This is a genomic window from Planctomonas sp. JC2975 (assembly GCF_012985205.1).
Classification (GTDB): Bacteria; Actinomycetota; Actinomycetes; order Actinomycetales; family Microbacteriaceae; genus Humibacter.
This window is the reverse complement of sequence record NZ_JABEKS010000002.1, coordinates 130,142-149,124: the sequence shown is the minus strand read 5'-3', so window position 1 is coordinate 149,124 and position 18,983 is coordinate 130,142. Positions and strand designations below refer to the sequence as shown.

The following is an 18,983-nucleotide window of genomic DNA, read 5'->3' as shown; positions in this document are numbered from 1 at the left end:
CTTTCCGCTGAGCGAGCTGTGCTTGCGAGGGAGCGCTGAAGCGACTCACCTCCGATGCGCCGGCCGGAACGACGAGTTCCCGCCGGCGCATCGTGCTGTCGGGCGTCAGTACCAGAAGCTGAGCAGCGGGGTCTCCGGACTGCGGAACATCGCGTCGAGGCGTGACGCGGCTCCATCCGTGCGCTCGACGAGCCGCGCAGCGTGCACGAACGTCGATGCACGCCACGCACCGAGGTAAAGGGCGGACAGCGACGCGACGTCGAGCGTGAGGTCGGGCGCGTCATCCGTCGTGCTCACCTCGGCCGAGCCGTCGGCGGCCACCTCGAGTCGGTACACGCCTGTCGCCGTTCCGAGTCGGTCGTCGATGCCGAGTGTCAATGCGCCAGGAGCACCGTAGGTGCGGGCTTCGAGGGCCGCTTTCACGTCGAGGATGCGCAACCAGTGGTGGTCGCTCGTCGCGACCCGGGCGGCGCGCTGATCCCGGATCATCCAGAGCACAGGCTCGTCGGCCGACGCCACGTCGTAACGCACGTTCGTCACGAGATCCAGCTCGAGCAGGTACTTCCAGAGCGCGGCGTATGCATCGTCCGTCGCCGCGCGGATGTAGTCGATCTCGACCGTGTGCTTGGTGAAGTCGGTCTTGTCGGCGACCATCCGGTACGCGACAACGCCCTGCGGCTCACCGGCCGCATCGTCGTACCGGACGACGCGGATCGATGCCGACCGCTTGTCGCGATCGCCGAAGTGCCCGACGAGCCTGCCCCAGTGATAGTCGTCGATCTCGAAGTCGCCGGGCGTGCCGGCGGCGGCGCGATCCACCAGTCCTCTGCAACTCTCGTACGCGATCTGCGGTGACACGAACGCCAGTCGTCCGTTGTCGCCGGATGCCGCCGGCACCCATCCGGCGCGCTTGGTCTCCACGGACAGGTCGGCGCTCAGAGTTGCCGGACCGAATCCGAAGCGCCCGTAGATGGTCGCCTCCGAAACCGTGAGCGACGCCATCGGGATGCCTGCGGCCGCGGCCGTGCGCAACTCGCCCTCCAGAAGTGCCCGTGCGACGCCGCGACGGCGGTGCGTCGGCGCCACCGTGACCGAGCTGATCGCCCAGGACGGCACGCTGCCGCCCGGAGTGCTCAACGCGCCGACCCAGCTCGCGACCGTGGCGACCGGAACGTGCGGATCCGGGATGCCGTCGTCCCAGACACCCGTGATCCTGCGGTGTGCGACATGCTGCGAGTGCTCGGTGATCGCCTCCGGATCGGGCCGTCGGTCGTGGAAGCCGCGGGAGTCCGCCTCGTCCCATGCGGCGAGCGCGTCGCGATCGGATCCGTCGACCAGGCCGTAGCGCAGTCCGGATGCGGCCAGCGCATCACTCGAGATTCGGTCCAGGGGAAGCCGGCGAGTGTCCATCCCATCAGACTATGGCCGGGCCGCTTCCGGTGCGGTCCCCTTCAGCACTCAGCCGATGGCGTCCGCGACGGCCGCGCGGGCATCCGCTGCGCTGCGCTGCACGAGCGCCATGGCCGCCAGCTCCCTGGCCTGCTGGAGCGTGACGCGTGCAAGCGTGGCGCGCACATCTGCCAGTGCTCCGGGTGACATGGAGAGGTCGTCGGCGCCGAGCCCGACGAGCACGACGGCCATGAGCGGATCGGATGCCGACTCGCCGCAGACACCCACCGGCGTGCGGGACGCGCCCGCGGCATCCCCGATCAGCTTGATGAGCCGGAGCACGGACGGATGCCAAGGGTCCTGGTACTGAGCCACCGAGCCCAACTGGCGGTCGGCCGCGAGCGTGTACTGGGTGAGGTCGTTCGTGCCGATGCTGACGAAGTCGCAGAGCGGAGCGATCTGATCCGCCAGAACGGCGGCGGACGGCACCTCGACCGTGATCCCGACGGTGCGCAGGCCAAGGGATCTCGCCAGCGACACGAAGTACTCGGTCTCGTCGACGTCTGCCACCATCGGCGCCATCACCCAGAGATCCGCTCCGGTATCCTCCTGCGCCCCGGCGAGAGCGGTGAGCTGATCGCGCAGCACGCCTTCGTGTTCGCGCAGCGCACGGATGCCGCGTCGGCCCAGTGCAGGATTCTCCTCGTGCGTGTGGCCGAGGAAGGCGAGCTGCTTGTCTGCGCCGGCATCCAGCACGCGCACGACCACCTTGCGACCGGAGAATGCGGACATCAGGTCGCGGTAACGAGAGCGCTGCAGATCGATGGGCGGCGCGCTACGGGCATCCAGGTAGAGGAACTCGGTGCGGAAGAGGCCGACGCCCTCTGCCCCGAGCGCGACTGCGGGGGCGGCCTCCTCCGGGGATCCGACGTTGGCGAGGAGGGGCACGCGCGTGCCGTCGGCCAGAGTGCCGGGCGTCAGAGGCTGAGGGGCGACCACGCGACCGCCGCGTTCTGCGGCCGCCACGACGGCGTCCGCTGTGGGATCCACCACCACGATCCCCTGCTCCGCGTCGACGATCACCGTCTGGCCGTTGACGATGGCGTCGCTTCCCTTCGCACCGACGACGGCGACGAGGTTCTTGTTGCGGGCGAGGATGGCGGTGTGCGAGGAGGTGCTGCCGTCGCGGGTGACCACAGCGAGCACCTTCGTGAGGTCGAGAGTGGCGGTGTCGGCGGGCGCCAGATCGTTGGCAACCAGCACGAAAGGGGCATCGGAGTCCGGCACCGTCGGCAACGCGACACCGCGGAGCCGTGCGATGACCCGGCGCGCGACGTCGCGCACGTCAACGCCCCGTGCAGCGGGGTTCTCCCCCAGTCCTTCCAGGACTGTCGCGTATTCCTCGTACGCCTCGAAGACGGCGCGCTCTGACGTCTTCCCATCGCCGATGCGCCGAGCGATGTCGTCGACGACGGCCGGGTCCTGCGCCATGAGCGACTGAGCCTCGAGGATTCCCTCCGCGTCGCCGCCTGCCTTGTGTCCGAGCTCGACGAGCTCACCGGTGACGGTGCTCAGCGCCTCGTCGACGCGACGGTACTCGGTGGACGCCTCCGCCTGCGACTCAGCGTCCGGCGGCTCGCCGATCGGGTCCGGCATGCGCAGCGCTGGGCCGACGGCGACACCGCGACCTACGCCGATGCCCGAGATCTGGATCGACACGCTCCCACCTTATGCCGACTGGCGCATGCGTTCGCATCCCGGATGCCGTCGGTGCCCTCTTGCGCCACCGAACCCACTGGTGTGATCGGCAGCTCCGGTCGCGAGAACTCGTCAGGTCGGGCCGGCCATCGCGGCTTTGCAGCCTGGGCTCGCACGGCGTGCGGAGGCGGGCTCGCTCGCCGCCGGCGCCCTCGATCGCCCTGTCGCGGCTGCACCGCTCAGGCCCCCGATCGCCCCTAGGCTGAAGGCGTGGCGCGGGGGAACGCGAAAAAGACGGGTGCCGTGCCCCGGCACGCAGATGCGGACACCGAGGCACAGGCATCCGTTTCCGCGCGCGACATCGAACTCGACAAGCTGAAGGTCCACGCGGAACACGACCGCGAGGAGCTGACGGATCGGCTGGAAGTGCTGGCCGACCCGCTGCGGGATCGACTGCGAAAACCGGTCACCACCGTGAACGGCTGGTGGAAGTGGGTCTCGGGCCTCAAGCCCTACCGGGTGTGGAACCAGTTCTCGCACAACGACGGCAACCTGCGCACGGCGGGCATGTCGTACCAGTCCTTGTTCGCCGTGTTCGCGGCGATCTGGGTCGGTTTCTCGATCGCGGGCATCTGGCTGACCTCCAACCCCAACGTGATGAATGCGCTCGTAGGGCTGATCGACGAAGCGATCCCGGGCCTCATCAGCACGTCGGCGACAACCAACAACGGGGTCATCAGCCAGCAGACTCTGACGGGCCTCGGCACAGCATTCGGCTGGACCAGCATCATCGCGGCAATCGGACTGATCTGGACCGCGATCGCCTGGCTCTATTACACGCGACAGGCCGTTCGTGCGATGTTCAGTCTCGCCAGAGACGAGCGCAACTACGCCCTGCAGAAGATCACCGATCTGGCGCTGGCGATCGCTTTCGGTGTCGTCCTCATCATCTCCGCGATCGTCACGGTGATCACCACCGAGGCGATGAACAACTTCCTAGACTATGTCGGAATCGAGAGCAACTCGTTCTGGGTGAACTTCTTCGGCCGGACTGTCGGTTTCGCCGTCGCGATCGCGCTGAACTACCTCGTGCTGACGGCGATGTACCGAGTGCTCTCCCGCGTGGTGATCCCGTGGCGCTACCTGGTGGCCGGTCCGCTGCTGGGCAGTGCGGCCCTGGTCGGGCTGAGTGCATTGAGCGGTCTCCTGATCGGTGGCGCGTCGAAGAACCCGTTGCTGGCGACATTCGCGGTCTTCGTCGGCATGCTGCTGCTGTTCAACTGGATCTGCCGCGTCATTCTGCTGGCCGCCGCGTGGATCGCGGTCAGCATGTTCGACCACGGTGTCGAGCCGCGCAAGCGCACTCCTGAACAGATCTCGTACGAGAAGGCGCTCGCAGAGTACAGGGCGCGGCTGCTGGTGGCGCAGACCGCGGTCGAGGATGCCGAACGGCACGCCGCAAGCGTGCGCGGCCTCGCGAAGTGGTTCGCGAACCGCCAGGTTCGCGATGCTCACACCGAACTCGAAAGGATCGAGAACGAGCCCCGGCCGGTACCACCGAAGAAGCAGAGCTGGTGGCTGGCGACGCCGGGCCCCGATCCGTCGCCGACGACAGCGCAGACCGGCGGTCGGTCGGCGAAGGCGGCCAAGCGCTCGGCCGGTCGTGTCGGAGGCGCCGACTAAACTCTGACCCATGCCCCCACGCCGCACGCTGCGCATCGCCACGGTCAACGTCAACGGCATTCGAGCCGCGTTCCGCCGCGGCATGGGCGCGTGGCTCGACGGGCGCGGGGTGGACATCCTTGCGCTGCAGGAGGTGCGTGCCTCGACGGACGACCTCACGGGGCTCCTCGGCGACGAATGGGACATCCTGCACGACGCGGCGACCGCGAAGGGTCGCGCCGGCGTGGCGCTGGCGAGCCGCGGCAAGGCATCCATCCACCGGGTCGCGCTCGGCGAAGAGGACTTCGACACCGCAGGACGCTGGCTCGAGGCCGACTACGAGGTCGACGGCTCGATCGTCACCGTCGTCAGCGCCTACGTGCCCTCCGGCGAGGCCGGCACCGAGAAGCAGACGTACAAGTACCGGTTCCTCGACGCGATGGATGCCCGCATGAAGGCCCTGCCCCAGCACAGCGAACTCGCTGCGGTGATGGGCGACCTCAACGTCGGGCACCGAACGCTCGACATCAAGAATTGGAAGGGCAACGTCAAGCGCGCCGGATTCCTGCCGGAGGAGCGTGCGTACTTCGACCACTTCATGGGCGCAGAAGACGACGAGCACTACAACGACGGTGCCGGTTACGGCTGGATCGACCTCGGTCGCAAGAGCGCCGGCGAGGTGGACGGTCCGTACACCTGGTGGACCTGGCGCGGTCAGGCGTTCGACAACGACACCGGATGGCGCATCGACTACCAGCTCGCGACTCAGGCATTGGCGTCCAGAATGGTCGAGTACCACGTCGACAAGGCGCCCTCCTACGAGGAGCGATGGTCCGACCACACCCCCGTCGTCGTCGACTACGCGATCTGACCGCTTCGCGTCTCTCTGCCGCCCGGTCTCACGATTCGCCAGAATCGGGAAGACTCACGGGTGCGAGAGAACACCGGTGCGACACAGCAGTTCTGCACCCTCGTCGCAGAAGCGCCCAACAGACATACCTCAGCAGTAGAAAGAACAGCGCATGAGCAAGCCCCGCCTCTTCTCCGGCATCCAGCCGTCGAGTGATTCGTTGCACCTCGGCAACTACATCGGCGCACTGCTGCAGTGGCGTGAGCTGCAGAAGGACCACGACGCGTTCTTCTGCGTCGTCGACCTGCACGCCATCACGGTGGCGCAGGATCCGAAGGAGCTCGCCGAGAAGACGCGCCGAACGGCCGCTCAGTACATCGCGGCGGGGATCGACCCCACCGCGTCCACGCTGTACGTGCAGTCGCACGTGCCCGCGCACGCCGAACTGTCCTGGGTGCTGAACACCATCACCGGGTTCGGCGAGGCCGGCCGCATGACGCAGTTCAAGGACAAGTCGGCGCGCTACGGCACCGACGCGACCAGCGTCGGTCTCTTCACCTATCCCGTGCTGATGGCCGCCGACATCCTGCTGTACGACGCCGAGGTGGTGCCGGTCGGTGACGACCAGCGTCAGCACGTCGAGCTCACCCGCGACCTGGCCGAGCGGTTCAACTCGCGATTCGGCACGACGTTCGTGGTTCCCAAGGCGATGATCCAGAAGGACACCGCCCGCATCTACGACCTGCAGAATCCCACGTCGAAGATGTCGAAGTCCGCCGACTCCGCTGCCGGTCTCATCCTGTTGCTCGACGAGCCGGGCGTCACGCGCAAGAAGATCATGCGGGCCGTGACCGACACGGACGCCGTCATCCGCTTCGACCGTGAGGCCAAGCCGGGCGTGTCCAACCTGCTGGCGATCTACTCCGCCCTCTCCGGTCAGAGTCTCGAGACCGTCGCGAACGAGTACGAGGGCCGCGGATACGGTGACCTCAAGAAGGGCCTCGCGGAGGTCGTGATCGGCGAGTTCGAGCCCGTTCGCGCTCGCACGCTCGAGCTGCTCGCCGATCCAGCGGAGCTCGACCGCCTGCTCGCCGCGAACGCGGCCCGCGCCGCCGAGGTGGCGGAGGCGACTCTTGCCAAGGCGTACGAGGCCGTTGGGTTCCTGCGGCGCGTGCGACTCTGAGACGGTTGCACGGCATGTCGCGCACCGCGAGAACGGCATGCCACGCGATCGCGATGGAGTCTCCTTCGCAGAGCTGATCGGAGCCCGCACATGACAACGATCCGGGCCGTGCTCTTCGACCTCGACGACACGCTCTTCGCACACCGCGAAGCGGTCGCCGTGGCGATCGTGGCGCACGTGCGCTCGCTCGGGCATCCGTACGACGCATCGGATGCCGCGGCCGAAGTCGAGGCCTGGCGCGGGCTGGAGGAGCTGCACTACCACCGGTATCTGGCCGGTGAAGTCGACTTCGACGAACAGCGCAAGTCGCGCGCGAGGGACTTCGCGTCGCGGCACGGAGCATCCCTCGCCTCGGCAGACGAGATGGCCTGGTTCGACCGGTACTTCGAGCACTACGTGGACAGCTGGCACCTGCACGAAGACGTGCGCCCGTGTCTCGACGCGCTGCGTGCGAACTCGCCCGACGTGAGGTTCGGCATCATCACCAACGGTGAGCTCGACTATCAGCTGCGCAAGATCGACGCGGTCGGCCTCGGCGACGAGATCGCCGAGGTGATCGCCTCCGGCGACGTCGGGGTGACCAAGCCGTGTCCGCGGATCTTCCTGCTCGCGTGCGAACGGCTGGGCGTGCAGCCCGCCGAGGCCGTGTACGTCGGCGACCGTCTCGCGACGGATGCGATCGGCGCGGCCCAAGCCGGGCTGACCGGTGTGTGGATCGACCGGCACGCGGTCGAGGTGACGCCGGAGGCATCCGAGACGGCGGACGCGGTCGGCGTGCTGCGGATCGGCTCGCTGGCGCAGCTGCCGGCGTTGCTCTCCTGACCGCGGCCGCCTTCCACGTCCGGCGCTGAGGCGGGAGTGGGCGAACTCAGATTTTTCCACTCACTGTATTTTTCCATCGTGTGTATATTGTTCGGGTGGATGCCACGCGACGCGAACGCAAGAAGCAGCAGACCCGGGCGAACATCGTCGCCGCTGCGGTCAGGCTCTTCGACGAACAGGGCTACGACAAGACGACGGTCGCGCAGATCGCCGCAGCCGCCGACGTGGACCCGAAGACGTTCTTCAACTACTTCCCGAGCAAAGACGAGGTGCTCTTCAACGAGCTCGACCTCGACGTCGACGTCCTGCTGGATGCCATCGGCCGCAGCGACGCAGGCGAGACTCCGGGCGAGGCGCTGGTGCGCGCCGTGCGGGAGTACGCGAGACACGTGCGTGCGAGCGCACCGAGACGCGAGGCGATCGAGACCTCGGCCATGGCACGTCTTTCACTGACGACGCCGGCGCTTCGGACGAAGACCGTTTACCTGCTGCTGGACCTCCAGCAGCGCATCGCCGACCGGCTGCTGGATGCCTTCCCGGACGACCTCGATGCCGTGACGGCGGCCGCGATCACGGGCTCAGTGATCGGATCCATCCAGCAGGTCACCCTGACCGGTGCGCGACTCGGCCTCGCCCAGGACGGTCTGTGGGATGCCGCAGAGCGGGCGCTCGAGGTCGCGGCGAGGGGTGTGAGCGTATGACCGCGACCACACGAGACCTCGCCAGAGACGCACGACGTTCGGTTCGCGAAGGGCAAGAGGGCATCCGCCGCCGGCAACGCGATCGCGTTGCGGACCTCGTCGCGTTCGCGCGCGAGCGCTCGCCCTACTACCGCGACTTGTACCGTGGGCTCCCCGATCGCGTCGACGACACGTCCGTCCTGCCGGTCACGCGCAAGAGCGAGCTCATGGCGCACTTCGACGACTGGGTCACCGATCGGGACGTGACGCGGGAGCGGGTCGAGGCGTTCGCGGCGGATCCGGAGCTGGTGGGGCATCCGTTCCTGGACAGGTATCTCGTGGCGACGACGTCGGGCACGAGCGGGATCCGTGGACTCTTCGTGTTCGACGAGCGTGCTCTGGCGATGGAGAGCGCGCTCGGATCACGGGCGAGTGGACTGCTCAGCGCTCGGGATGTCATCCGGATGCTCGCCAAGGGTGCACGCACCGCGGTGGTCACCGCGCCCGGCGGCCACTTCTTCACCGTGGCGGGGACCCGCCGCTTCCAGCTCGACCACCCTGCGCTCGGCAAGCGGATGCAGGTCTTCTCGATCGCGCAGCCCCTCGATCGGCTGGTGGACCAGCTGAACGGGTTCGATCCCGCGATGCTCAGCGGTTTCCTCGGCATGCTCACGATCCTGGCAGGCGAGCGGCAGGCGGGACGGCTGCGCATCCATCCTGCGGTCGTCATCCCGGGGGGCGAGACGCTCACACCGGAGGTTCGCGACCGCCTCACGACATCGTTCGGTGCAACAGTGCGCGCGGCATACGCCGCGACCGAGTGCAGCTACCTCGGCATCGGCTGCTCGGAGGGCTGGTATCACATCAACTCCGACTGGGCCGTGCTAGAGGCGGTGGATGCCAACCACCGGCCGGTCGCGCCCGGCACGCTCTCGCACACGGCGCTGCTCACCAACCTGGCCAACCGCGTGCAGCCTGTGCTGCGCTACGACCTCGGCGACAGCATCGTCATGCGGCCGGATGCCTGCCCGTGCGGCAGCATCTTCCCAGCCGTGCGCGTGCAGGGCAGGGCCATGGACATGCTGTCGTTCACGGACGACTGCGGGCGCCGCGTCGAGCTGTCCCCGATGCTCTTCGGCACGCTGCTCGACCGCCTGCCGGGCGTCCAGCAATACCAGCTGCTGCAGACGGATCCGCATACGCTGCGGGTGCGCTTGAGCACGGGTGGACCATCCGAGTTCGAGAGTTCCGTGTGGTCCAGCGTGCATGACGCGATCGTGCGCGCCCTCGCCGAGCACGGTGTGGCCGATGCCGTCGTCGAGCGTGCGGCAGAGGCGCCGCAACGCGAAGCGGGTGGGAAGTTCCGGCGGATCATCCCGTTCGTGCCGGCGAGGTAGGGCGTCCGGGACGGAGTCGCGCACTCTCGGGAGTAGATACGGCCACTCTCGGGAGGCGGAACTCGCATCCTCAGGAGATGAAACGGGCACCCTCAGGAGGCGAAACGGGCACCCTCGGGAGGAGATACGGGCACCCTCGGGGGGCGAAACGGGCACCCTCGGGGGGCGAAACGGGCACCCTCGGGGGGCGAAACGGGCACGTTCGGGAGGTGAAACGGGCACGTCCGGGACCAGGGTTGTGGGCGGTCGGCGACGGGAATCGGACCGCCGCGGCGGTCGTGACGCGGGAATACGGGGGCGTCGGGCGTGTTGGGTAGGGTGTACGTAGTGCTCCGGGGTCGGTGAGAGTCCGAACCGGCGGTGAAAGTCCGCGAGCCGAGGTTGAGAGCCTGCTGGAAAGGCGAGTCCGCGAGGATCCGCATCGAAGGCCGGTCGTAAGCCGAGGTTGAGCCGGTGGAATTCCGGCACCGACGGTGATGACGCATCCAGTTCTTCTGGTGCGGCAGAGTCCGGATGGGAGGCAGCACGCGCACGGATGTGTCAGCATCCGTGCCGTCGGCGTTGGCCGACTTCCCCGGAGTCCGTCCGGACCGGTTCGCAGAACCGGCAGTGACAGGGACTCGGTCAAGGACCGAGCAGGACAGACGGAGACCGGGATGATCGAGACGGGGTTCGAGGCGCCGATGCGCCGAGCGCTCGAGCTCGCCACGCTCGGGCCCGCCGAGGGCGTGAATCCGCGCGTCGGCTGCGTCATCCTCTCCCCCGAAGGTTCGGTGCTCGCCGAAGGATGGCACCGGGGCGCGGGAACACCGCACGCCGAGGTCGACGCACTCTCGAAGCTCCAGCCGGAACAGGCGTCCGGCGCGACGGCGGTCGTGTCGTTGGAGCCGTGCAATCACACCGGCCGCACCGGCCCGTGCAGCGAGGCTCTGATCGCCGCCGACATCTCCCGCGTTGTGTACGCGGTCGAGGATCCTGGCCACGCTTCGCACGGCGGCGCCCGCCGTCTGCTGAACGCGGGCGTCGAGGTGATCTCCGGCGTGGAGGCGGATGCCGCCACCCGTCTCATCGAGGACTGGCTCACCGCGGCGCGCCTTGGCCGGCCGCACGTGACCCTCAAGTGGGCGAGCAGCCTCGACGGCCGCACCGCCGCCGCCGACGGCACCAGCCGTTGGATCACCGGCGCCGCCGCTCGGCAGCACGTGCACGAGCAGCGGGCGGCATCCGACGCCGTGATCGTCGGCACGGGCACCGTGCTCGCCGACGACCCGGCGCTGACGGCGCGGGGTGACGCCGGTGAGCTGCTGGCACGACAGCCGGTCCCCGTGGTTCTCGGCGACCGACCGGTGCCGAACGATGCCGCTGTGCTGCGGCATCCGAGAACCCCCATCGTCCTCGGTGGGCACGACCTCGCCGCGGCGCTCGTCGAGTTGCGCGAGCGCGGCATCCGCACCGCCTACGTCGAGGCAGGGCCGACGCTGGCCAGTGCGTTCGTGCGCGACGGGCTCGTCGACGAGTTCCACGTGTTCCTGGCGCCGACGCTGCTCGGAGGGCCGCGCGTCGCGCTCACCGACATCGGCGTTGGGACCATCGCCGACCAGCTCACACTCAGGCTGGCGCACGTCGCACAGCTGGGCAACGACGTGCTGATCGTCGCGCGCGACGAGGCCGCGCGACGGCTCGACCTCGCGCCAGGTGACTCCGACACGGCCGAGGCGGCCGGAGCCGAGCCAGGGCCGGACCGCTCAGACTCCACGACCGCGGCTCGCCCCGGCGACACGAAACGTTCCGCACCCCCGCTCAGCACACCCCGAGGAGCATGACAATGTTCACTGGAATCATCGAAGAGGTCGGCGAGATCCTCGCCGTCGAACGCACGGCGGATGCCGCCCGCCTCACCGTGAGCGGATCCGTCGCGTTCGAGGGGGCGAATCACGGCGACTCGATCGCGGTGAGCGGAGTGTGCCTGACGCTCGTCGACCAGAGCCCTGGCACGTTCACGGCCGACGTGATGGCGGAGACGCTCGCCGTGAGCACGCTCGACGACGCCAGGATCGGCACCCGGGTGAACCTCGAGCGTGCGGCGCTCGTCGGCGATCGGCTCGGCGGGCACATCGTGCAGGGCCACGTCGACAGCATCTCCACGCTGCTGGCCGTAACCCCCGGAGAAGCCTGGCGCGTGCTGCGCTTCAGCCTCTCCCCCGACATCGCCTCACTCGTCGTGCGCAAGGGATCCATCGCGGTCGACGGTGTCTCGCTGACCGTCTCAGCGGTGAGCGATCCGCACGCCGTTCAGCAATGGTTCGAAGTGTCGCTGATCCCGGAGACCCTGACCGCCACGACGCTGGGGCGGCGCGAGGTGGGCGATCGGGTCAACGTGGAGACGGACATCCTGGCGCGGCACGTGCAGCGGATGCTCGCCGTCGGCGAGTCATCCGATGAACCGCGTCACTCCGATTTCCGTGCCCCGAGTGGGGCATCCGCCGGCCCGGCCGGCACAAGGAACACCGACTCCGATGTGAGGAGCAACGCATGACGCTGGCAACCATCCCCGAGGCGCTCGAGTCCCTGCGCGCCGGACGCCCGGTGCTCGTGGCCGACAACGAGAGCCGTGAGAACGAGGGCGACATCGTGCTGGCCGCCGAGTCGGCATCGCAGGAGTGGGTGGCCTGGCTGGTGCGTCACTCGTCGGGCTTCATCTGCGCGCCGCTGACCAATGAGCTCGCCGACAAGCTCGAGCTGCCGGTCATGGTGGTGGACAACGAGGACGACCGCGGAACCAACTACACGATCACCGTCGATGCCGCCGACCGGCTCTCCACCGGCATCAGCGCCGCGGATCGCGCCCACACCCTGCGCGTGCTCGCCGACCCGTCATCGACCGCCAGGAGTCTCCACCGGCCAGGCCACATCGTGCCGCTGCGGGCCGTCGACGGCGGCGTGCGCGAGCGCGACGGACACACCGAGGCCACCGTCGACCTGCTGAAGCTCGCCGGCATGAAGCCGGTGGGCGCGATCGGCGAGGTCGTCGCCGACGACGGCGAGATGATGCGGCTGCCGGAGCTGATCGAGTTCGGCGACCGCGAGGGCGTTCCGGTGATCACCATCGAGTCACTGATCGACTATCTGAACGAGTTCCACGCCGACGGACACCCGGATGCCGTGGTCCCGGTCCCCGAATCCTCTCGCGTGATCTTCGAGGTGGAGACCATGGTGCCCACCACGCACGGTCCGTTCCGGATGCGCGCCTACCGCGACCGCATGACCGGAGCCGACCACGTGGCGATCATCGCAGGAGACCCCGCGGCGGCCGGATCCCTGGTGCGCGTGCACTCGGAGTGCCTGACGGGCGAGGCGTTCGGATCCCTGAAGTGCGAGTGCGGACCCCAGCTGGACGCCGCGCTCGACACGATCCAGCGTGACGGCGGGGTCGTGATCTACCTGCGCGGCCACGAGGGCCGGGGCATCGGCCTGATCAACAAACTGCGCGCGTACCGGCTGCAGGAAGACGGACTCGACACACTCGACGCGAACCTCGCGCTCGGACTGCCGATCGACGCACGCGACTACGGTGCGGCATCCGCGATCCTCGCCGATCTCGGCATCACCTCGGTACGCCTGCTCACCAACAACCCGGACAAGGTGAACCAGCTCACCGAGCACGGCGTCACCGTCGAGGAGCGCGTTCCGCTCATCGTCGGCCTCGGCGCGCTCAACGAGCAGTACCTGGCCACGAAGCGTGACCGGCTCGGGCACCTGCTGCCCGTCGCGGACTCCGAACTGCCGGAGTTCGACGACGCGTTCGAGCAGAACGCAGCGGCGACCTCCGACGACGAGCTGCTGGCGCACCACGTCGCCGCGCCGCATGGAGACCGCGGTGCATCGCGTCCCGATTCCTCCCTGCACACCCCCGACCAGAAAGGCGCGACCCGATGAGCGGAGCCGGCGCACCCGAACACGACACTCTGAACGCCGACGGACTGAGGGTGATGGTGGTCGCCGGGACCTGGCATGACACCATCACCGACGGGCTCATCGCGGGGGCCGAGCGTGAGCTGACGGCATCCGGGGCGACGTGGTCGCTCGTGCGGGTGCCCGGAAGCTTCGAGTTGCCCGTTGTGAGCAAGGCCGCGCTGGATGCCGGTGCCGACGCGGTCGTGGCACTCGGGGTGATCATCCGCGGCGGGACTCCGCACTTCGAGTACGTGTCATCGGCCGCCACCGACGGCCTCACGCGCGTCGCACTGGACACCGGCAAGCCGGTCGGATTCGGCGTGCTCACCCTCGATGACGAGCAACAGGGCATCGACAGGGCCGGCCTGCCAGGCTCGAAAGAGGACAAGGGCGCCGAGGCTGCGCACGCGGCACTGCGCACGGCGATCGTTTTGCGCGAGCTGCGCGACTGATCGGTGCCCGCCTCGTGCGGATCCCCGACCTACCGACCGTTCTCAGGACGAATCGGCCATTTGGGCTCGCACATCGCCTCGGGTGACCCGTGCTCCTGAAAACGGTCGGGGCGGAGCCCAGAGGGGGCGGAGAGCCACGAAAGGGCATTGCGCCATGAGAGGGCATTGCGCCACGAAGGGGCGTCCGGCAACCGGACGCCCCTTCGTCAGCTCGAGCGGAGCTAGGGCTTCCAGACCATGAGAACGACGATGGCGACGAGCAGCAGGCTGGCGATTCCGCTGGTACCCGCGATGGCGCCGTAACCGCCGGTCTGGGCGCTCGAAGCGCCCTTGGCCGCCGGGTCCTCCGCCTCGACGATCTCTTCGCCCTCCAGGTTGTCGGCCGCGCGGCGCATGGCAGGAACGACGACGAAGAGCGTCAGGCCGAGCGCAACGACGTAGAAGACGATGGACAGCCAGATCCACGTCGACGCGATGGTCGTGTGGTACTTCGGATCCGAGAGCCCCATCGCCCCGAATCCGAGGATCACGGTGAGCAACGACAGCAGGCTGAAGACGTTGGTCGACCTCGCCAGGCTGCGCACCTGACCGGCGTGCCCCGCTCGAATGGCCCTCATCGCTGTCATGGGCAGGATGGCCATCGGCCCGACGATGAACACCGCTGCCACCACGTGCAGGATGTCGAAGATCACGCTCGCCACGTTCATGTGGCCAGCCTAGCGGCGTTCTGAACGCATTCGCGACACCCTGTCGCTTTCCTGTGCCGGGTTGCTAATCGAGGAACAGTGCCCGCAGCCGCCTGGTGGTCAGGATCATGCCCAGTATCGCCATCACCGCCAGGTAGAGCACGTGCCACAGGATGCCCACACTCACCGCTCCTGTCGTGAGCGAGCGCACGAGCTCGACGCTCTGCCACAGCGGCAGTGCCTGGATCACGACCTGGATGCCCGGTGGATACACCGACAGCGGATAGAACGTCGCCGACAGCAGGAACATGGGCAGCATGATGAAGTTGATGATGTCCATCTGCTGGAAGGACTTCATGTAGCTCGTGATGCCCATGCCGAAGCTGGCGAAAGCGAGGGCGACCAGCAGCACGGCCGGCAGGGCGAGGATCGCCCACCACGACAGATTCAGTCCGATGACCTGCATCACGAGCATGAACGCCACCGCGTACGCCGCCCCGCGGAGCAGTGCGAGCGAGATCTCCCCGATCGCGACATCGAGCGGGCCGAGCGATGTGGCGAGCATGCCTTCGTACAGCTTCGCGAAACGGATCTTGAAGAACACGTTCCAGGTGGAGTCGTAGATGGCGCCGTTCATCGCGGCGGTGGCGAGGAGCGCCGGAGCGATGAAGGCGGCATAGGAAATGGGGCGTCCGTCTGCTGCGGTCACGGTGCCGACGAACGATCCGAGACCGATCCCGAGCGAGAGCAGGTAGAAGACCGGCTCGAACACGCCGGAGACGACGACCAGCCAGTTCGTCGACTTCGTGGCCAGCCACCCGCGGTACATGACGGATCGCGCGTTGCCCGCGTAGAGCGATCGGATGGGACGCCGTCCGACGGGCGCCTGTGCTCGCGTCCGAACCTCAACGCCGGTCACGAGTACAACCTCCGTCTTGCGGTACGTCGGGACAACAGCCAGCTCGGCGCCACCAGCGCGAGCAGGTACAGCACGTGCACGGCGACCAGCCATCCTGGCTCGACCGCTCCGTACGTGACGTCTCGTGCGAGTTGGGTGCCGTGCCAGATCGGTGAGAGCCAGCCGATCCACTGCAGGTAGATGGGCATCGCCGTCAGAGGGAAGAAGGTGCCGGAGAACAGCGTCAACGGCAGCAGGACGAAACGCATCAGCATGGCGATCTGCCCGGTATCCGTCTGCAGTGTCGCGACGTACGCCATGATGGGCGTGCCGAACGCGAGCCCGACGAGACTGGCGATGAGCACGGAGAGGACCGCAGTGCCTGCAGGCGTCGCGCCGAACGCCAGCATGAAGAGCCAGTAGATGACGCTGGTGGCGACGAGCCGGACGATCACCGAGATCACCATGCCGTCGATGATCTGGCCGGGGGTGATCGGCGACGAGCTGATGCCGAGGAACGTCGGATTCCACTTGAATCCGAGCATGATCGGGTAGGTGAACTCCTCGGATGCGACCGTCACCGCCGCCGTGCACAGGAGCGCCGGAGCGACGAACTCGAGGTAGCTGACGCCGTCGACGGCGTGCGGCCCGAGGTTGGCGCTCACGAGGGCTCCGAGCCCGACGCCCATGGCGAAGAGGTAGAGCAGCGGGGTGCCGACGGCGCCGACGAGCACGGTCGAGACATAGGAGCGCATCACGCGCAGCCTGTGCTCCGCGACGTACCACGCGCCGAACCGGCGCGGCTTCACGGCGACGCGGCTGACGGCATCCGTCGAAGAGTGGTCCAAGGTTGTCATTCGATCAACGACCTTCCTGTCAGCCGCAGGAACACGTCTTCAAGGCTCGAGCGGCGCACCAGTGAGGTGAGCGGCCGGATGCCGGCATCGGTGAGGCGGGCGAGCTCGGCCTCGCCGTCACCCGTGTAGACCAGGACGCGATCGGGAAGCGGCTCGACGCGATCGCCGGCATCCTTCAGTCGTTCGGCCATCTCGGCGTTGCGATCGGCGCCGAAACGCAGTTCGAGGACCTCACGCGTCGAGTACTCGCGGATGAGGGATGCCGGGGTCCCCTCCGCCATGATCGTGCCCTTGTCCACGACGATGAGGCGGTCGCAGAGCTGCTCTGCCTCGTCCATGTAGTGAGTGGTCAGCACGAGCGTGGTGCCCTCCTCCTTCAGGCGGAACAGCCGGTCCCAGAGGATGTGCCTGGCCTGCGGATCCAGCCCCGTCGTCGGCTCGTCGAGCAGCAGGATGCGCGGATCGTTCATCAGGCCGCGCGCGATGGTGAGCCGACGCTTCATGCCGCCGGAGAGATCGGTCACCTTGGCCTTCGCCTTGTCCTGCAGCTGGGCGAACGCGAGCAGGTCGTCGGCCTTGCTGCGCACCCTGGCCATCGGATACCCGAAGTAACGGCCGTACACGATGAGGTTCTCGCGCACACGCAGTTCCTCGTCGAGGTTGTCCGACTGCGGGACGACACCCAGCTGGGCACGGATCTCCGGCCCGTTGCGGTCGGGATCCAGCCCGAGGATCTCCAGGCGCCCGCTGGTGCGGGTGGAGACGGCTCCGATCATGCGCATCGTCGTCGACTTGCCGGCACCATTGGGCCCGAGCAGCCCGAACGACTCGCCCGGTGCGACCTCGAACGAGATGCCTCCGACGGCGGACACCTCCCCGTACTGCTTGACGAGGTCTGACGCGACTATCACCGGTGATGGCACGCGTTACAACGTAACCCACACGGGCGACAACGGCGGTTGTTCTCGGTACGAGCTCGGCCTGCCGCGGCGGTGCCCGCAGAGGAGCCGATCAGGCGTCCGTGTCGGCGGCGACCAGTTCCTCGCGCGAGAAGCGGACGAACCAGGCGAACACGGCCGCGACGGCGCAAAGCACACAGGGAAGCACGATCATGAGGAAGCGCGCGGCATCCGCGGCGTGCCGGCCGGGATCGTCACCGCTGACGTAGCCGAAGAGCCCGGTCATCGCCACGAAGGCCAGCGCCTTGACGACCACAGAACTGCGCTTCGTGAAGGCGAAGGCGCTGGTGAAGATGCCTTCGCGGCGCACTCCGGTGCGTGCTGAGTCGCCGTCGATCAGTCGAGCGATCAGCAGGTCCGTCGTCGCGATCACACCGCTGTAGCCCAAAGCGATGCCCGCTCCGGAAGCGATCGCCGCGACGAGGGTGTGGGCGAAGAACATCGGCACGAAAGAGAAGGTCAGAACGACGAGCGCGACCCGCCAGACCGCGAGGGCGCCGAAGCGACGCACCGCATAGGTCCATCCGATGAGGAAGACCATCGACATCACGAGCACGGTCGCGAGGATGTACGTGGCGCTGCCTCCCTTGACGTCGCCGAGCACGTACTTCACGAAGAACGCGACACCGGCCATGAGCAACGTGATGACCGAGGCGTAGCAGGCGTTCGCGACGGCGATGATCCAGAAGTTCCGATTTCGGGCGAGCGATCGGAGGCTGGATGCCAGGGACGGCTTGGGTGCGGCATCGCCGTAGTGACGCGGATCCTCGTGGGCCCCGAGTGCCACGAACACGAGCACGATGGCAGCAACCACGCCGAGCGCCGTGGCCGTGAGGGCGTATCCGATCGCGGACGCGATGAGCGGGACGAGCGCGACGGAGACTCCCATCGCGACCAGCTGGAATCCCTGTCGAAGAGAATTCGCGATGGAGCGCTTGCGCTCACTCGTGAAGATCTCAGGGAGAAGGGCCTCGTAGTTCGCGGTGACCAGGGAGTCGAAGCTTTGGGTGAGCACGATGAAGGCGGCGAAGTACGCGATGAGGGCCGCGCCCTGAAGTGCGCCACTCGCGCAGAACAGGGCGATGAAGACCACCGCCCACAGCGGCGCGCCGATCAGGATCCACGGACGCCGGCGACCCCACTTCGTGCGAGTGCGATCGGAAAGGTATCCGTAGATGGGATTGCCGATCGCGTCGAGCACTCCGTAGATCGCCATCACGACACCGAAGGCGATGGCCGACATGCCGAGCCGGTCCACGTAGAAGAAGGCGACATACGTAGACACCATGGGGCTCATCAGTGAGCCGGCGAACATCCCCAGTGCGTAGCGTGCAGGATTCGTCGGCCGAACGGGCTCGACGAAGGGCTCCTGCACGGAGGACGCAGAGGCGTCTGGTGCGCTGGACGGGACGGTGACGTCGGTGTCTGCCATTCCTGGTTCCTCGCTCGGGTAGGTGTGGGGATGAGCCGTCATCGCCACTTTTTCTCAATTTGAC

At 67.8% G+C, this 18,983-nt stretch carries 17 protein-coding genes; 10 read left to right on the top strand and 7 right to left on the bottom strand.

Features of this window, described 5'->3' with window-relative positions; genetic code table 11:
* Positions 1-105 precede the first annotated feature (105 nt).
* The gene (locus HII28_RS14145; protein WP_170026253.1) at positions 106-1,410 is read right to left on the bottom strand and encodes a GNAT family N-acetyltransferase; all 1,305 of its coding nucleotides are present in this window, start codon (positions 1,408-1,410) and stop codon (positions 106-108) included.
* A gap of 48 nt (positions 1,411-1,458) precedes the next feature.
* Positions 1,459-3,102: a phosphoenolpyruvate--protein phosphotransferase gene (ptsP, locus tag HII28_RS14140; protein ID WP_170026848.1), complete on the bottom strand. Its 1,644-nt coding sequence runs from the start codon at positions 3,100-3,102 to the stop codon at positions 1,459-1,461.
* Positions 3,103-3,390: 288 nt separating this feature from the next.
* Between ptsP and HII28_RS14135 the strand changes: the two genes are divergently transcribed.
* The 10 genes from HII28_RS14135 (at position 3,391) to ribH (ending at position 14,087) form a co-directional block, all read left to right on the top strand.
* Complete coding sequence (locus HII28_RS14135) at positions 3,391-4,770, top strand: YihY/virulence factor BrkB family protein (protein ID WP_170026252.1); 1,380 nt, start codon at positions 3,391-3,393, stop codon at positions 4,768-4,770.
* Between the two features lie 10 nt (positions 4,771-4,780).
* A complete protein-coding gene (locus tag HII28_RS14130; RefSeq protein WP_170026251.1) occupies positions 4,781-5,620 on the top strand; it encodes an exodeoxyribonuclease III in 840 nt (279 codons plus the stop codon).
* A 151-nt stretch (positions 5,621-5,771) separates the two neighbouring features.
* Positions 5,772-6,782: a tryptophan--tRNA ligase gene (trpS, locus tag HII28_RS14125; protein WP_170026250.1), complete on the top strand. Its 1,011-nt coding sequence runs from the start codon at positions 5,772-5,774 to the stop codon at positions 6,780-6,782.
* Between the two features lie 90 nt (positions 6,783-6,872).
* Positions 6,873-7,604 (top strand): HAD family hydrolase, encoded by a 732-nt coding sequence (locus tag HII28_RS14120; RefSeq protein WP_170026249.1) that lies wholly within the window; start codon positions 6,873-6,875, stop codon positions 7,602-7,604.
* Positions 7,605-7,699: 95 nt separating this feature from the next.
* Positions 7,700-8,305: a TetR family transcriptional regulator gene (locus tag HII28_RS14115; protein WP_205864941.1), complete on the top strand. Its 606-nt coding sequence runs from the start codon at positions 7,700-7,702 to the stop codon at positions 8,303-8,305.
* Positions 8,302-9,681, top strand: a complete 1,380-nt coding sequence (locus HII28_RS14110) for a phenylacetate--CoA ligase family protein (protein WP_170026247.1) — start codon at positions 8,302-8,304, stop codon at positions 9,679-9,681. Before HII28_RS14115 ends, HII28_RS14110 begins: the two co-directional genes overlap by 4 nt.
* 656 nt (positions 9,682-10,337) lie before the next feature.
* On the top strand, positions 10,338-11,504 hold the full coding sequence (gene ribD / locus HII28_RS14105; protein WP_240977984.1) for a bifunctional diaminohydroxyphosphoribosylaminopyrimidine deaminase/5-amino-6-(5-phosphoribosylamino)uracil reductase RibD: 1,167 nt from the start codon (positions 10,338-10,340) through the stop codon (positions 11,502-11,504).
* A 2-nt stretch (positions 11,505-11,506) separates the two neighbouring features.
* On the top strand, positions 11,507-12,217 hold the full coding sequence (locus HII28_RS14100) for a riboflavin synthase (RefSeq protein WP_170026246.1): 711 nt from the start codon (positions 11,507-11,509) through the stop codon (positions 12,215-12,217).
* On the top strand, positions 12,214-13,617 hold the full coding sequence (ribA, locus tag HII28_RS14095; RefSeq protein WP_170026245.1) for a GTP cyclohydrolase II: 1,404 nt from the start codon (positions 12,214-12,216) through the stop codon (positions 13,615-13,617). Before HII28_RS14100 ends, ribA begins: the two co-directional genes overlap by 4 nt.
* Positions 13,614-14,087 carry a 6,7-dimethyl-8-ribityllumazine synthase gene (ribH, locus tag HII28_RS14090; RefSeq protein ID WP_170026244.1) on the top strand — a complete coding sequence of 158 codons (474 nt, stop codon included), beginning with the start codon at positions 13,614-13,616 and terminating at the stop codon, positions 14,085-14,087. Before ribA ends, ribH begins: the two co-directional genes overlap by 4 nt.
* Positions 14,088-14,308: 221 nt before the next feature.
* On the opposite strand, the gene HII28_RS14085 is transcribed toward ribH, so the two are convergent.
* The 5 genes from HII28_RS14085 to HII28_RS14065 all read right to left on the bottom strand — a co-directional run bounded on the left by HII28_RS14085 (position 14,309) and on the right by HII28_RS14065 (position 18,919).
* Entirely contained in the window at positions 14,309-14,794 is a 486-nt protein-coding gene (locus tag HII28_RS14085) for a DUF2269 family protein (RefSeq protein WP_170026243.1), read from the bottom strand.
* Positions 14,795-14,858: 64 nt separating this feature from the next.
* Complete coding sequence (locus HII28_RS14080) at positions 14,859-15,692, bottom strand: ABC transporter permease (RefSeq protein ID WP_346769338.1); 834 nt, start codon at positions 15,690-15,692, stop codon at positions 14,859-14,861.
* Positions 15,689-16,528: an ABC transporter permease gene (locus HII28_RS14075; protein WP_170026241.1), complete on the bottom strand. Its 840-nt coding sequence runs from the start codon at positions 16,526-16,528 to the stop codon at positions 15,689-15,691. The genes HII28_RS14080 and HII28_RS14075 overlap by 4 nt, the downstream gene beginning before the upstream one ends.
* A complete protein-coding gene (locus tag HII28_RS14070; RefSeq protein WP_170026240.1) occupies positions 16,525-17,451 on the bottom strand; it encodes an ABC transporter ATP-binding protein in 927 nt (308 codons plus the stop codon). The genes HII28_RS14075 and HII28_RS14070 overlap by 4 nt, the downstream gene beginning before the upstream one ends.
* A gap of 88 nt (positions 17,452-17,539) precedes the next feature.
* Positions 17,540-18,919 carry an MFS transporter gene (locus tag HII28_RS14065; RefSeq protein ID WP_170026239.1) on the bottom strand — a complete coding sequence of 460 codons (1,380 nt, stop codon included), beginning with the start codon at positions 18,917-18,919 and terminating at the stop codon, positions 17,540-17,542.
* Positions 18,920-18,983 lie beyond the last annotated feature (64 nt).